Annotated in this window: 11 protein-coding genes; 10 read left to right on the top strand and 1 reads right to left on the bottom strand. The window is 40.7% G+C overall.

The genetic code is table 11. The features are described 5' to 3' along the window. The first annotated feature begins 83 nt into the window (after window positions 1–83). The 5 genes from pyrR (at window position 84) to ACORHU_RS05165 (ending at window position 7,524) form a co-directional block, all read left to right on the top strand. Entirely contained in the window at window positions 84–605 is a 522-nt protein-coding gene (gene pyrR, locus ACORHU_RS05185) for a bifunctional pyr operon transcriptional regulator/uracil phosphoribosyltransferase PyrR (RefSeq protein WP_061759127.1), read from the top strand. Between the two features lie 18 nt (window positions 606–623). Next, the gene (locus ACORHU_RS05180; RefSeq protein ID WP_153196712.1) at window positions 624–1,547 is read left to right on the top strand and encodes an aspartate carbamoyltransferase catalytic subunit; all 924 of its coding nucleotides are present in this window, start codon (window positions 624–626) and stop codon (window positions 1,545–1,547) included. Between the two features lie 49 nt (window positions 1,548–1,596). Next, window positions 1,597–2,676 carry a carbamoyl phosphate synthase small subunit gene (locus ACORHU_RS05175; RefSeq protein ID WP_000166853.1) on the top strand — a complete coding sequence of 360 codons (1,080 nt, stop codon included), beginning with the start codon at window positions 1,597–1,599 and terminating at the stop codon, window positions 2,674–2,676. Between the two features lie 448 nt (window positions 2,677–3,124). Then, a complete protein-coding gene (gene carB, locus ACORHU_RS05170; RefSeq protein WP_434363796.1) occupies window positions 3,125–6,301 on the top strand; it encodes a carbamoyl-phosphate synthase large subunit in 3,177 nt (1,058 codons plus the stop codon). 305 nt (window positions 6,302–6,606) lie between these two features. Further along, window positions 6,607–7,524: a bifunctional riboflavin kinase/FAD synthetase gene (locus tag ACORHU_RS05165; RefSeq protein WP_173217838.1), complete on the top strand. Its 918-nt coding sequence runs from the start codon at window positions 6,607–6,609 to the stop codon at window positions 7,522–7,524. A gap of 87 nt (window positions 7,525–7,611) precedes the next feature. On the opposite strand, the gene ACORHU_RS05160 is transcribed toward ACORHU_RS05165, so the two are convergent. Beyond that, entirely contained in the window at window positions 7,612–8,460 is an 849-nt protein-coding gene (locus ACORHU_RS05160; RefSeq protein WP_061759123.1) for a YitT family protein, read from the bottom strand. 140 nt (window positions 8,461–8,600) lie between these two features. Between ACORHU_RS05160 and ACORHU_RS05155 the strand changes: the two genes are divergently transcribed. From ACORHU_RS05155 to vicK, 5 genes are all read left to right on the top strand, one after another. Continuing rightward, window positions 8,601–9,440 carry a DegV family protein gene (locus tag ACORHU_RS05155; protein ID WP_061759122.1) on the top strand — a complete coding sequence of 280 codons (840 nt, stop codon included), beginning with the start codon at window positions 8,601–8,603 and terminating at the stop codon, window positions 9,438–9,440. A 107-nt stretch (window positions 9,441–9,547) separates the two neighbouring features. After that, window positions 9,548–9,823: an HU family DNA-binding protein gene (locus ACORHU_RS05150; RefSeq protein WP_001284637.1), complete on the top strand. Its 276-nt coding sequence runs from the start codon at window positions 9,548–9,550 to the stop codon at window positions 9,821–9,823. Window positions 9,824–10,181: 358 nt separating this feature from the next. Further along, a complete protein-coding gene (mutY, locus tag ACORHU_RS05145; RefSeq protein ID WP_414337689.1) occupies window positions 10,182–11,357 on the top strand; it encodes an A/G-specific adenine glycosylase in 1,176 nt (391 codons plus the stop codon). Between the two features lie 55 nt (window positions 11,358–11,412). Further along, entirely contained in the window at window positions 11,413–12,117 is a 705-nt protein-coding gene (yycF, locus tag ACORHU_RS05140; RefSeq protein ID WP_000722066.1) for a response regulator YycF, read from the top strand. After that, window positions 12,110–13,459: a cell wall metabolism sensor histidine kinase VicK gene (gene vicK / locus ACORHU_RS05135; RefSeq protein WP_414337687.1), complete on the top strand. Its 1,350-nt coding sequence runs from the start codon at window positions 12,110–12,112 to the stop codon at window positions 13,457–13,459. Before yycF ends, vicK begins: the two co-directional genes overlap by 8 nt.

Here is a 13,459-nt window from a genome sequence, read left to right as displayed (position 1 = left end):
CTATACTATTTGTAGTAGGGCTCGCTTAGCTATACATTTCAAGTCTCCTTGTTTAAGGAGACTTTTCTTTTTGGAGGTTTGTCATGAAGACAAAAGAAGTTGTAGACGAATTGACCGTCAAACGAGCGATTACGCGTATTACTTACGAGATTATCGAACGTAACAAAGATTTGAACAAAATCGTCTTGGCTGGTATTAAAACTCGTGGTGTCTTTATCGCCCACCGAATCCAAGAACGCTTGGAGCAGTTAGAAAATCTTTCAGTTCCTGTTGTGGAATTGGATACCAAACCTTTCCGTGATGATATTAAAAGTGGAGAAGATACTTCTTTGGTTTCTGTCGATGTGACAGACCGTGAAGTTATCTTGGTGGATGATGTGCTCTATACAGGTCGTACCATCCGTGCTGCTATTGATAATATTGTCGGTCATGGTCGTCCTGCGCGCGTGAGTTTAGCCGTTCTAGTCGATCGTGGACATAGAGAATTGCCAATCCGTCCAGATTACGTTGGAAAAAATATCCCAACCAGTCGTTCTGAAGAAATCATCGTAGAGATGGCAGAACTTGATGGCCAAGACAGAGTTCTGATTACTGAAGAAGCTTAGAAAGCTAAAGGAGTAGCCATGTCAGAAAATCAACAAGCATTGAACCATGTGGTGTCCATGGAAGACCTCACTGTCGATCAAGTCATGAAATTGATCAAGCGAGGAATTGAGTTTAAAAACGGAGCTCAGCTTCCTTATGAAGACCATCCGATTGTTTCCAATCTTTTCTTTGAGGATTCTACACGGACGCATAAGTCCTTTGAAGTGGCAGAGATTAAATTGGGGCTGGAACGACTTGACTTTGATGTGAAGACCAGCTCGGTTAATAAGGGTGAGACACTTTATGATACCATTCTGACTCTATCTGCTTTAGGAGTTGACGTCTGTGTGATTCGCCACCCAGAGGTTGAGTACTACAGAGAGTTAATTGCGAGTCCGACGATTACGACTTCCATCATCAATGGTGGAGATGGTTCGGGACAACACCCTAGCCAGAGCTTGCTTGATTTGATGACCATTTATGAGGAATTTGGTCACTTTGAGGGTCTCAAGGTTGCGATTGCAGGTGACTTGGACCATTCACGCGTTGCCAAATCCAATATGCAGATTTTGAAACGCTTAGGTGCAGAACTTTATTTTGCTGGACCTGAGGAATGGAGAAGTCAAGAGTTTGCAGACTATGGACAGTTTGTAACTATTGATGAAATCATTGATCAGGTGGATGTCATGATGTTTCTCCGTGTGCAACATGAACGCCATGATAGTGGGGCTGTCTTTTCAAAAGAAGACTACCATGCCCAACATGGCTTGACTCAAGAACGTTATGACCGTTTGAAAGAAACAGCAATCCTCATGCACCCAGCTCCAGTCAATCGTGATGTAGAAATTGCAGATCACTTGGTTGAAGCACCAAAATCACGGATTGTACAACAAATGACCAATGGTGTCTTTGTTCGAATGGCAATCTTAGAATCCGTACTGGCGAGTAGAAACGCCAACTAAAACACAAGACGTTAAAAGACGCCAGTGAGCGTCCACGAGAGGTGAAAATATGACAAAAAGACTTCTAGTATTAGAAGATGGCACAGTTTTTGAAGGCAAGGCCTTCGGAGCAGATATTGATGTAACAGGTGAAATCGTCTTTAATACAGGGATGACCGGCTACCAAGAATCCATTACAGACCAGTCTTATAATGGACAAATCTTGACCTTTACTTATCCTTTGGTGGGAAATTATGGAATTAACCGTGATGATTACGAATCTATTATTCCAACTTGTAAGGGAGTCGTTGTTTTCGAAGAAGCACGTAGAGCAAGCAACTGGCGAAATCAAATGACGCTGGATGAATTTTTGAAAGCCAAGAAGATCCCGGGTATTTCAGGAATTGATACGCGTGCCCTTACTAAGATTATCCGTAAGCATGGTACTATGCGTGCAACCTTGACCCATGTTGGAGACAGCATGGATCATGTGACGGACCAGCTCCAAGCAACAGTCTTGCCGACAGACAATATCAAGCAGGTTTCTACTAAAACTTCATATCCAGCTCCAGGAGTTGGTTTGAGCGTGGTGCTAGTGGACTTTGGTCTCAAGCACTCAATCTTACGTGAGCTTTCTAAACGCAACTGTAACGTGACCGTCGTTCCTTATTCGACAACGGCTGAAGAAATTCTCCATCTCAATCCTGACGGAGTTATGTTGTCAAATGGTCCAGGTAACCCCGAAGACGTTCCACAGGCACTAGATATGATTCGCGGTGTGCAAGGAAAAATTCCAATTTTTGGTATTTGTATGGGGCACCAACTCTTCGCCATGGCAAACGGGGCAAAGACTTACAAGATGAAGTTTGGTCACCGTGGCTTTAACCATGCAGTACGCGAAATTGCTACAGGACGAGTAGACTTTACTAGCCAGAACCATGGTTATGCAGTCAGCCGTGAGGACTTGCCAGAGCACTTAATCATTACCCACGAAGAAATCAATGATAAGTCAGTTGAAGGAGTTCGCCACAGATACCAACCTGCTTTCTCTGTCCAATACCACCCAGACGCAGCCCCTGGTCCACACGACGCAAGCTACCTATTCGACGAGTTTATCGAGATGATGGAAGCTTTTAAACAATCAAACTAAGAACGAGTAAAAGCTCGTCGGAGAATTTATGTAACTGAACACGGACGGAAAGATCGGAATTTAGAGAAACCAATTTGGATTGTCAATCCTTCCTGGGTTTCCTAAAATTCAATCGCTTTCTATTCGTCCTTTGTATCTTATTTAATGGCAACCTGAGAGTTGCCGAATAGAAAGGCAGGTCGTTTCTTTTAGTCGCTATCAGGCGAACTAAAAACTCCCTGCACTAGATTTTTTACCGAAAAGTATCGTTTCGCTAAAAAATCGTCGGAGAATTTATTTAATGTCGCTCTGTGAGGCGACGAATAGAAAGGAGAAGGGTGCTCCGTATTTGCTGAACTGAATACGGGCTACGGACGGTGCTAAAAAGATAGTTATTCCTAGAACTGACAGTTCTTCGTCATAACTCCTATTTTAGCTTTGTCCGCTTGACGCCCTTAATATCTTATATATGCCTAAACGTACTGATATTCAAAAAATTATGGTGATTGGTTCTGGTCCGATTATTATTGGTCAGGCTGCTGAGTTTGACTACGCTGGGACCCAGGCTTGCTTGTCTTTGAAAGAGGAAGGTTATGAGGTTGTCTTGGTTAACTCAAATCCTGCAACTATCATGACGGACAAGGAAATTGCTGATAAGGTTTATATTGAACCAATTACACTTGAGTTTGTGACACGTATTCTTCGTAAGGAACGTCCAGATGCCTTGCTACCAACACTCGGTGGTCAGACAGGTCTCAACATGGCCATGGAATTATCTAAAAATGGTATCCTAGATGAACTTGGTGTTGAGCTTCTGGGTACTAAACTATCTGCCATTGACCAAGCGGAGGACCGTGACCTCTTTAAACAATTGATGGAAGAGCTCAACCAACCAATCCCAGAATCTGAAATTGTCAACACCGTCGAAGAAGCTGTTACCTTTGCAGCAACAATTGGCTACCCAGTCATCGTTCGTCCAGCCTTTACACTTGGTGGTACTGGAGGTGGTATGTGTGCAAACGAGGAAGAATTGCGTGAAATCGCTGAAAATGGTTTGAAATTGTCACCTGTTACCCAATGTTTGATTGAACGTTCAATCGCAGGTTTCAAGGAAATCGAATACGAAGTGATGCGTGACTCAGCTGACAATGCTTTGGTTGTTTGTAACATGGAAAACTTTGACCCAGTTGGGATTCACACAGGGGATTCCATTGTATTTGCCCCTGCGCAAACCATGTCAGACTATGAAAACCAAATGCTTCGTGACGCGAGCTTGAGCATCATTCGTGCCCTTAAGATTGAAGGGGGATGTAACGTTCAGCTAGCCCTTGATCCCCACAGCTTCAAGTACTATGTCATCGAAGTAAACCCTCGTGTGTCTCGTTCTTCAGCCCTGGCATCTAAGGCGACAGGGTATCCGATTGCAAAATTGGCTGCTAAGATTGCTGTAGGTTTGACCTTGGATGAGGTTATTAACCCAGTCACGGGTTCAACCTATGCCATGTTTGAGCCTGCCCTTGACTACGTTGTTGCCAAGATTCCACGTTTCCCATTTGACAAGTTTGAAAAAGGTGAGCGCCGTCTTGGGACACAGATGAAGGCAACTGGAGAAGTCATGGCAATCGGTCGAAACATCGAAGAATCTCTCCTTAAAGCTTGTCGTTCCCTTGAAATTGGTGTGCACCACAATGAAATGCCTGAACTTGCATCAGTTTCTGATGATGCCTTGATTGAAAAAGTTGTCAAAGCCCAAGATGACCGTCTTTTCTACGTATCAGAAGCTATTCGTCGTGGTTATACACCTGAAGAGATTGCAGAGCTTACAAAAATCGATATCTTCTATCTTGATAAACTCTTGCACATCTTTGAAATTGAGCAAGAATTGGGCGCTCATCCACAAGATTTAGACGTTTTGAAAACTGCCAAACTTAATGGATTTTCAGACCGTAAGATTGCTGAACTCTGGGAAACGACAGCTGACCAAGTCCGCCAACTTCGTTTGGAAAACAAGATTGTCCCAGTTTATAAGATGGTAGATACTTGTGCGGCAGAATTTGACTCTGAAACACCATACTTCTATTCAACCTATGGATGGGAAAATGAGTCTATCAAGTCTGATAAGGAATCCGTTCTAGTTCTAGGTTCAGGTCCAATCCGTATCGGTCAAGGGGTTGAGTTTGACTACGCAACTGTTCACTCGGTTAAGGCTATCCAGGCTGCTGGCTACGAAGCCATCATCATGAACTCAAACCCAGAGACCGTTTCAACAGACTTTTCTGTATCAGACAAGCTTTACTTTGAGCCATTGACATTTGAAGATGTTATGAATGTCATCGACTTGGAGCAACCAAAAGGTGTTATCGTTCAGTTCGGTGGTCAAACAGCCATCAACCTTGCGGAGCCATTGGCAAAAGCAGGTGTGACCATCCTTGGTACACAGGTTGCCGACCTAGACCGAGCTGAAGACCGTGACCTCTTTGAGCAAGCTCTCAAAGACTTGGATATTCCACAGCCACCAGGACAAACGGCTACCAATGAAGAAGAAGCAGTCCTTGCAGCTCGCAAGATTGGCTTCCCAGTCCTCGTTCGCCCATCTTATGTCTTGGGTGGACGCGCCATGGAAATCGTTGAAAACGAAGAAGACCTTCGTTCTTACATGCGAACTGCGGTTAAGGCAAGTCCGGACCACCCTGTTCTTGTTGACTCTTATATCGTCGGACAAGAGTGTGAAGTCGATGCCATTTCAGACGGGCAAAATGTCCTCATCCCAGGTATCATGGAGCATATTGAACGTGCAGGTGTCCACTCAGGTGACTCAATGGCCGTTTACCCACCACAAACCTTGTCGCAAAAGGTGCAAGAAACAATCGCAGACTATACTAAACGCCTAGCAATCGGTCTTAACTGCCTTGGAATGATGAACATCCAGTTTGTTATCAAAAATGAAAAAGTCTATGTTATTGAGGTCAATCCACGTGCCAGCCGTACAGTTCCATTTCTTTCTAAAGTGACCAATATCCCTATGGCTCAAGTAGCAACTAAGCTCATTCTTGGTCAAAAACTTGAAGAACTTGGCTACCAAGATGGACTTTACCCTGAAAGCACTCGCGTTCATATCAAGGCACCTGTCTTCTCCTTTACCAAACTAGCTAAGGTAGACAGCTTACTTGGTCCTGAAATGAAGTCAACAGGGGAAGTTATGGGTTCTGATACGACTTTGGAAAAAGCTCTCTATAAGGCCTTTGAAGCTTCTTACTTACACTTGCCAACTTTTGGTAACGTTGTATTTACCATCGCTGATGATGCCAAAGAAGAAGCCTTGGACTTGGCTCGTCGTTTCCAAAATATTGGCTATGGTATCCTCGCGACAGAAGGGACAGCAGCCTTCTTTGCCAGTCATGGATTGCAAGCCCAACCTGTTGGTAAGATTGGTGATGACGATAAGGATATTCCAAGCTTTGTTCGTAAAGGAAGAATTCAAGCTATCATTAATACAGTAGGAACCAAACGAACTGCTGACGAAGATGGTGAGCAGATTCGCCGTTCAGCCATTGAACACGGAGTGCCCCTCTTTACAGCTCTAGATACAGCTAATGCCATGCTTAAGGTACTTGAAAGCCGTAGTTTTGTTACAGAAGCAATCTAGTTGAGAAATATTTTTCACAGTTAAAAAGTCAGCGTCAGAAAATGCTGGCTTTTTACGATATTAGTGCAGGCTATTCAACTATTATAGTTTTTCACTCAAGAATGACTCTAAATTGTGATGCTATAAGAATAAATTAGGAATGGCTTATGTTGTCAATCGTTCCTCTTTTTTGTAATTCTAGTATATCAGAGTCAATATATGTTTGCACGGTGCTGCATTTTGCAAAAATGGTTATTTCAGGTTAAAAAAACGACATTTCAGATTTTCTGTTCCAGAAATAGCTATCACTATGATATAATTATTTTATGATTATTACTATTCCTATAAAAAACCAAAAAGATATTGGCACACCATCTGATTCAGTCGTTGTTCTCGGCTATTTTGATGGTATACATAAGGGGCATCAAGAATTATTTCGTGTTGCCAATAAGGCTGCGAGAAAAGATTTATTACCTATCGTCGTTATGACCTTTAATGAATCTCCAAAGATCGCTTTAGAGCCCTATCATCCTGATCTGTTTTTACATATTTTGAATCCTGCTGAACGTGAAAGAAAATTAAAGCGCGAAGGTGTAGAAGAATTATATCTTCTTGATTTTAGTAGTCAATTTGCTAGTCTCACGGCAGAAGAATTTTTTGCAACCTATATCAAGGCTATGAATGCTAAAATTATTGTTGCAGGTTTTGATTATACATTTGGCTCTGACAAAAAAACGGCAGAGAACTTAAAGGATTACTTTGATGGAGAAGTTATTATTGTCCCACCTGTAGAAGATGAGAAAGGAAAGATTAGTTCAACACGTATCCGGCAAGCTATTTTAGACGGAAATGTGAAAGAAGCAGGAGAACTTTTGGGGGCGCCGCTTCCATCAAGAGGGATGGTGGTTCATGGCAATGCTCGAGGTCGCACGATTGGTTATCCAACAGCGAATTTGGTGCTTTTAGACCGTACTTATATGCCGGCAGATGGCGTTTACGTGGTTGATGTTGAGATTCAAAGACAGAAATATCGTGCTATGGCTAGTGTCGGGAAAAATGTGACCTTTGATGGAGAAGAAGCACGTTTTGAAGTCAATATTTTTGATTTTAATCAAGATATTTATGGTGAAACAGTCATGGTTTATTGGCTTGATCGCATTCGAGATATGACCAAATTTGACTCAGTTGATCAATTAGTGGATCAGTTAAAGGCAGATGAAGAAGTAGCTCGCAATTGGTCTTAAGAGTTTGAGTAATTAAAAAAGAGGTTGTCTGTAACCCAAAAGATAGATGATTTAGTCTAACTTTTGAGGTCACTACACTACCTCTTTTTATTCTTTTTCAAAGGTGAAGCCTTCTCCAAGGATTTCATGGGCTTCTGTGATCGTGATAAAGGCTTGAGGGTCAATTCGATGAATCATTTCCTTCATTTTCACAATCTCATTTCTACCGACAATACAGTAGATAATCTTCAAATCTTTTTGACTATAGTAGCCTTGACCGGAAATAAAAGTAACACCTCTTCCTAGGTCATCATTAATCGCCTTAGCAAGTTGATCAGGACGTTTTGTGATAATCATGAAGCCTTTACCTGCATATCCTCCTTCACCAATCAAGTCAATAACACGAGAAACGATAAAATCAAATAAGAGCGTGTAAGAAACCAATCTCAAATCCTTGAAGATCAGGAGAATGAGCATAAGAATACAAAAATCTAAGATAAAGAGCAGCTTCCCCATGGATATATGAGTGTATTTGTTGATAATACGAGCTACAATATCAGTTCCGCCAGTTGTACCACCAGCATTAAAGATAATTCCAAGGCCAATTCCCAATAGAATTCCCGCTATAAGTGCAGTAATCAGTAAATCACCTTGAAGATCAATATGAAGGGGAATACGCTCAAAAAAAGCCAACCAGGCGGACAAAGCTAAGGTTCCAAGCAAACTAGAATAGAGGGATTTTGCTCCAAATATTTTCCAAGCTAGGATAAAAAGGGGAATGTTAATCAGCAGGTTCATGAGGGAAACAGGGATTTTAAAAAGATAAAAGGTGATGAGGGTAATACCTGTCGCTCCTCCTTCAAAGAGGTGATGAGGAACTACAAAATAAGTTAGCCCAAAAGCATAAATGGCAGCACCTAGTAAAATGGTTAAAACGGGATAAATTTTTTTAATCATAGGAACCTCTTTTCTTATAAGTAGATTATATCAAATTTTTAAGGAAAATTTGAATGACTCCATTAGGATTTTTAATCTTTTTTTGATATAATTAGATGTGAGAAAACCAATCTGAATCCTAAAATAGAAAGATTGATACTATGACAAAAATTAAGATTGTAACCGATTCATCTGTTACTATTGAACCAGAACTAGTAAAACAATTAGATATAACAATTGTTCCATTATCTGTAATGATTGATAATGTTGTTTATTCTGATGCGGATTTGAAAGAAGAAGGTAAATTTCTTCAGTTGATGCAAGAAGCTAAGAATCTTCCGAAAACAAGTCAGCCACCTGTAGGTGTCTTTGCTGAAGTGTTTGAAGACCTATGCAAAGATGGTAGCCAGATTCTTGCTATTCATATGTCCCATGCCCTTTCTGGTACTGTAGAAGCAGCGCGTCAAGGTGCTAGCCTATCTACTGCAGATGTGACTGTTCTTGATAGCTCTTTTACAGATCAAGCCTTGAAATTCCAAGTTGTTGAGGCTGCGAGATTAGCTCAAGAAGGCAAAGACATGGAGACCATTTTATCTCATGTAGAAGAGGTTAAAAACCACACAGAACTTTATATTGGCGTTTCAACTTTGGAAAATCTTGTCAAAGGTGGACGAATTGGCCGTGTAACCGGATTGTTGAGTTCACTTCTCAATATCCGTGTTGTCATGCAGATGAAGGACCATGAATTGCAGCCAATTGTTAAAGGTCGTGGAGCTAAAACTTTTAAAAAATGGTTGGATGAGTTGACAGCATCTCTCTCTGAACGTTCTGTAGCAGAGATTGGAATTTCATATTCTGGTAGTGCTGATTGGGCAAAAGAGATGAAAGAAAGCTTACAAGCTTATGTTGAAAAGCCAATTTCTGTTTTAGAAACAGGTTCTATTATTCAGACTCATACAGGCGAGAATGCATGGGCTATTTTGGTACGTTACCATTCCTAAAAAAATAAAGAAAATGCGAATAAACAGCGTTTTTAACTTGACCTATAAAGAATTTTAGGATATGATTATATTTGTTAATTAGAAATTAATTTGGAGGAATCGTTAACATGGCAAACAAACAAGATTTGATCGCTAAAGTAGCAGAAGCTACAGAATTGACTAAGAAAGACTCAGCAGCAGCAGTTGAAGCTGTATTTGCAGCAGTAGCTGACTACCTTGCAGCTGGTGAAAAAGTTCAATTGATCGGTTTTGGTAACTTTGAAGTTCGTGAGCGTGCTGCACGTAAAGGTCGCAACCCACAAACTGGTAAAGAAATCACAATTGCAGCTTCTAAAGTTCCAGCATTCAAAGCTGGTAAAGCTCTTAAAGACGCTGTTAAATAATTAGCCTTTAAAAAGCCTATTGTATCACGCTTTCTAGCTTGGTCAGTAGGCTTTTATTTTTCCTTTTTTCACTTGTTTTAGGATGATATCAACCTGCATTTTCATTGTTTTATAAAAGTGATGAGTTCTTATTTTTTATTAGTAGGATTATCAACTATTTCAATAAGCCTGTACCTCTAGCTTATTTGTTTTACAATCAAACCTTGAAGGTGTATAATCACCTTCTCCGATACTTTATTGATTTTCAGTTGAAGTCATATCAAATATTTAAGTAGATAGAAAAGTTATATACTATCTATTGAAAATATTATAAATCAGATAAAAAGACAGGTGAAATCTTCTGTGTTATACTAGAGATATGTTAGATTTGAAAGAATACGGTATCGTCATGTGGCCGGAGGAGAAGATTAGTTCTTTCCGTAAGAAACTTCTCGCTTGGTATGATGAAAACAAACGAGATTTACCTTGGCGTAGAAGTAAAAATCCTTATCATATCTGGGTATCTGAAATCATGCTCCAGCAGACCAGGGTGGATACAGTTATCCCATACTACGAACGATTCTTGGACTGGTTCCCAACAGTAGAAAGTTTGGCGAATGCGCCTGAAGAGCGTTTGTTGAAGGCTTGGGAGGGACTGGGATATTATTCTCGAGTACGCAATATGCAGGCTGCGGCCCAGCAGATTATGGATGACTTTGGGGGTCAATTTCCAAATACCTATGAAGGAATTTCCAGTTTGAAAGGAATTGGTCCTTACACTGCAGGAGCCATTTCCAGTATTGCTTTTAACTTGCCTGAGCCAGCTGTAGATGGTAATGTCATGCGTGTTTTGGCGCGTCTATTTGAAGTCAACCACGATATTGGTATTCCAAGTAATCGCAAAATTTTTCAAACAATGATGGAAATCTTGATTGACCCAGAACGACCAGGTGACTTTAACCAAGCCTTGATGGACTTGGGTTCGGATATTGAGGCGCCTGTAAATCCCAGACCAGAAGAAAGCCCAGTTAAGGACTTTAGTGCGGCATATCAGAATGGCACAATGGACCGTTATCCAATCAAGGCTCCCAAGAAAAAGCCAGTTCCTATTTATCTTAAAGCCTTAGTTGTGAAAAATAATCAAGGACAATTTTTACTTGAAAAAAATGAAAGTGAAAAGCTCTTGGCAGGTTTTTGGCATTTCCCTTTGATAGAAGTAGATAACTTTTCGCAAGAAGAGCAGTTTGACCTCTTTCATCAGGTTGCAGAAGAAAGTGTGAACTTTGGTCCCAGTCCAGAAGAGAGTTTCCAGCAGGACTATGACTTAGAAGTGGATTGGCTTGAAGTTTATTTTGAGACTGTCAAGCATGTCTTTAGCCATCGCAAGTGGCATGTTCAAATTGTAGCAGGTCAGGTGAGTGACTTCCATGATTTTTCAGATAGGGAAGTTCGCTGGCTTTCACCAGAAGAATTTAAGAATTATCCACTTGCCAAACCCCAACAAAAAATCTGGCAGGCTTATGCAAAAGTCAACTTAGACAATAGCAAAGACTAGCTATTGTGTCTTCTTGCTATTTTTTTGGTATAATAGTAGAGAAAAAGGTGAACATATGAAAAAAATATTAATTGTAGATGATGAAAAACCAATCTCGGATATTATCAAGTTTAATATGACCAAGGAAGGTTACGAAGTTGTAACTGCTTTTAATGGTCGTGAAGCCCTAGAACAATTTGAAGCAGAGCAGCCAGATATTATTATTCTGGATTTGATGCTTCCAGAAATTGATGGTTTAGAAGTTGCGAAGACTATTCGCAAGACAAGTAGTGTGCCTATTATCATGCTTTCAGCTAAAGATAGCGAATTTGACAAGGTTATCGGTTTAGAGCTTGGAGCGGATGACTATGTGACCAAACCCTTCTCAAATCGTGAGTTGCAGGCGCGTGTTAAAGCTCTTCTTCGTCGTTCTCAGCCTATACCAGTAGATGAGCAGGAAGCAGATAGCAAACCTCAGCCTATCCAAATTGGGGATTTAGAAATTGTACCAGATGCCTACGTGGCTAAAAAATATGGTGAAGAACTAGATTTAACCCACCGTGAATTTGAACTCTTGTACCACTTGGCTTCTCATATCGGTCAAGTGATTACACGCGAACACTTGCTTGAAACGGTCTGGGGTTACGACTATTTCGGAGATGTTCGAACAGTCGACGTAACTATCAGACGTTTGCGTGAGAAGATTGAAGACACACCAAGTCGTCCAGAGTATATTCTAACACGTCGTGGTGTTGGTTATTATATGAGAAATAATGATTAAACTAATTAAAGACACAGTTTTAACTAGTGATTTTATCTTTGTCCTCATTCTACTTGGCTTTATTTTAGTCGTGACCTTGCTTTTACTAGAAAATCGTCGGGATAATATTCGGTTGAAGAAAATCAATCAAAAGGTAAAGGACCTGATTGCAGGAGATTATTCTCAGGTATTAGATATGCAGGGAAGTTCTGAAATCACTAATATTACCAATAATCTCAATGATTTATCAGAAGTAATTCGTTTGACTCAAGAAAATTTGGAACAAGAGAGTAAAAGATTACATAGTATCTTATCTTACATGACGGACGGAGTCCTTGCAACCAATCGTCGTGGCAAGATTACCATGATTAATGACATGGCTAAGAAACAATTAGGCGTTCAGAAAGAAGATGTTCTTAATAAAAGTATTTTAGAATTGCTTAAGATTGCAGATGACTATGAACTTCGCGATTTGATCACTCAGATTCCTGAGCTTATGATTGATTCCCAGGATCAAAATGGAGAGTATCTAAGCCTTCGTGTACGTTTTGCTTTGATCCGTCGTGAGTCTGGCTTTATTTCTGGTCTGGTTGCTGTTTTACACGATACGACGGAGCAGGAGAAGGAAGAGCGCGAACGGAGGCTCTTTGTTTCCAACGTTAGTCATGAGCTACGTACTCCTCTAACTAGTGTGAAATCTTATCTTGAAGCCTTGGATGAAGGAGCCTTATCAGAACCTATCGCACCAGACTTTATCAAGGTCTCTCTCGATGAAACCAACCGTATGATGCGGATGGTGACAGACCTTCTCCATCTTTCACGTATTGATAATGCAACCAGTCATTTGGATGTAGAGCTGATTAATTTCACTGCTTTTATTACCTTTATTCTTAACCGTTTTGATAAGATGAGGGGACCAGATGAAGAGAAGAAATATGATTTGGTAAGGGATTATCCGATTACTTCAGTCTGGATAGAAATCGATACAGACAAGATGACACAGGTGATTGACAATATTCTTAACAATGCCATCAAGTATTCTCCAGATGGTGGGAAAATCACAGTGACCATGAAGACAACTGATGATCAGATGATTTTATCCATCTCAGACCAAGGCTTAGGTATTCCTAAGCAGGATTTACCACGTATCTTTGACCGTTTTTATCGTGTGGATCGCGCTAGAAGTCGTGCCCAAGGTGGTACGGGTCTAGGACTAGCAATTGCTAAAGAAATTGTCAAACAACATGAGGGTTTTATTTGGGCTAAGAGTGAATACGGTAAGGGATCAACCTTCACCATTGTGCTCCCTTATGATAAGGATGCAGTGAAAGAAGAAGTATGGGAGGATGAAGTAGAAGACTAG

Origin of the sequence: Streptococcus sp. KHUD_015, assembly GCF_051106265.1 — a bacterium.
Lineage (GTDB): Bacteria > Bacillota > Bacilli > Lactobacillales > Streptococcaceae > Streptococcus.
Note: the sequence above shows the minus strand (reverse complement) of the source record. Positions and strands in the feature narration are given on the sequence as shown.

Excerpts from the sequence above, each read along its gene's own strand:
- carB (WP_434363796.1), top strand. The coding sequence starts at position 3,125 with ATGCCTAAACGTACTGATATTCAAAAAATTATGGTGATTGGTTCTGGT.
- vicK (WP_414337687.1), top strand. The coding sequence starts at position 12,110 with ATGATTAAACTAATTAAAGACACAGTTTTAACTAGTGATTTTATCTTT.
- pyrR (WP_061759127.1), top strand. The coding sequence starts at position 84 with ATGAAGACAAAAGAAGTTGTAGACGAATTGACCGTCAAACGAGCGATT.
- ACORHU_RS05165 (WP_173217838.1), top strand. The coding sequence starts at position 6,607 with ATGATTATTACTATTCCTATAAAAAACCAAAAAGATATTGGCACACCA.
- ACORHU_RS05180 (WP_153196712.1), top strand. The coding sequence starts at position 624 with ATGTCAGAAAATCAACAAGCATTGAACCATGTGGTGTCCATGGAAGAC.
- ACORHU_RS05150 (WP_001284637.1), top strand. The coding sequence starts at position 9,548 with ATGGCAAACAAACAAGATTTGATCGCTAAAGTAGCAGAAGCTACAGAA.
- ACORHU_RS05160 (WP_061759123.1), bottom strand. The coding sequence starts at position 8,460 with ATGATTAAAAAAATTTATCCCGTTTTAACCATTTTACTAGGTGCTGCC.
- mutY (WP_414337689.1), top strand. The coding sequence starts at position 10,182 with ATGTTAGATTTGAAAGAATACGGTATCGTCATGTGGCCGGAGGAGAAG.
- yycF (WP_000722066.1), top strand. The coding sequence starts at position 11,413 with ATGAAAAAAATATTAATTGTAGATGATGAAAAACCAATCTCGGATATT.
- ACORHU_RS05155 (WP_061759122.1), top strand. The coding sequence starts at position 8,601 with ATGACAAAAATTAAGATTGTAACCGATTCATCTGTTACTATTGAACCA.
- ACORHU_RS05175 (WP_000166853.1), top strand. The coding sequence starts at position 1,597 with ATGACAAAAAGACTTCTAGTATTAGAAGATGGCACAGTTTTTGAAGGC.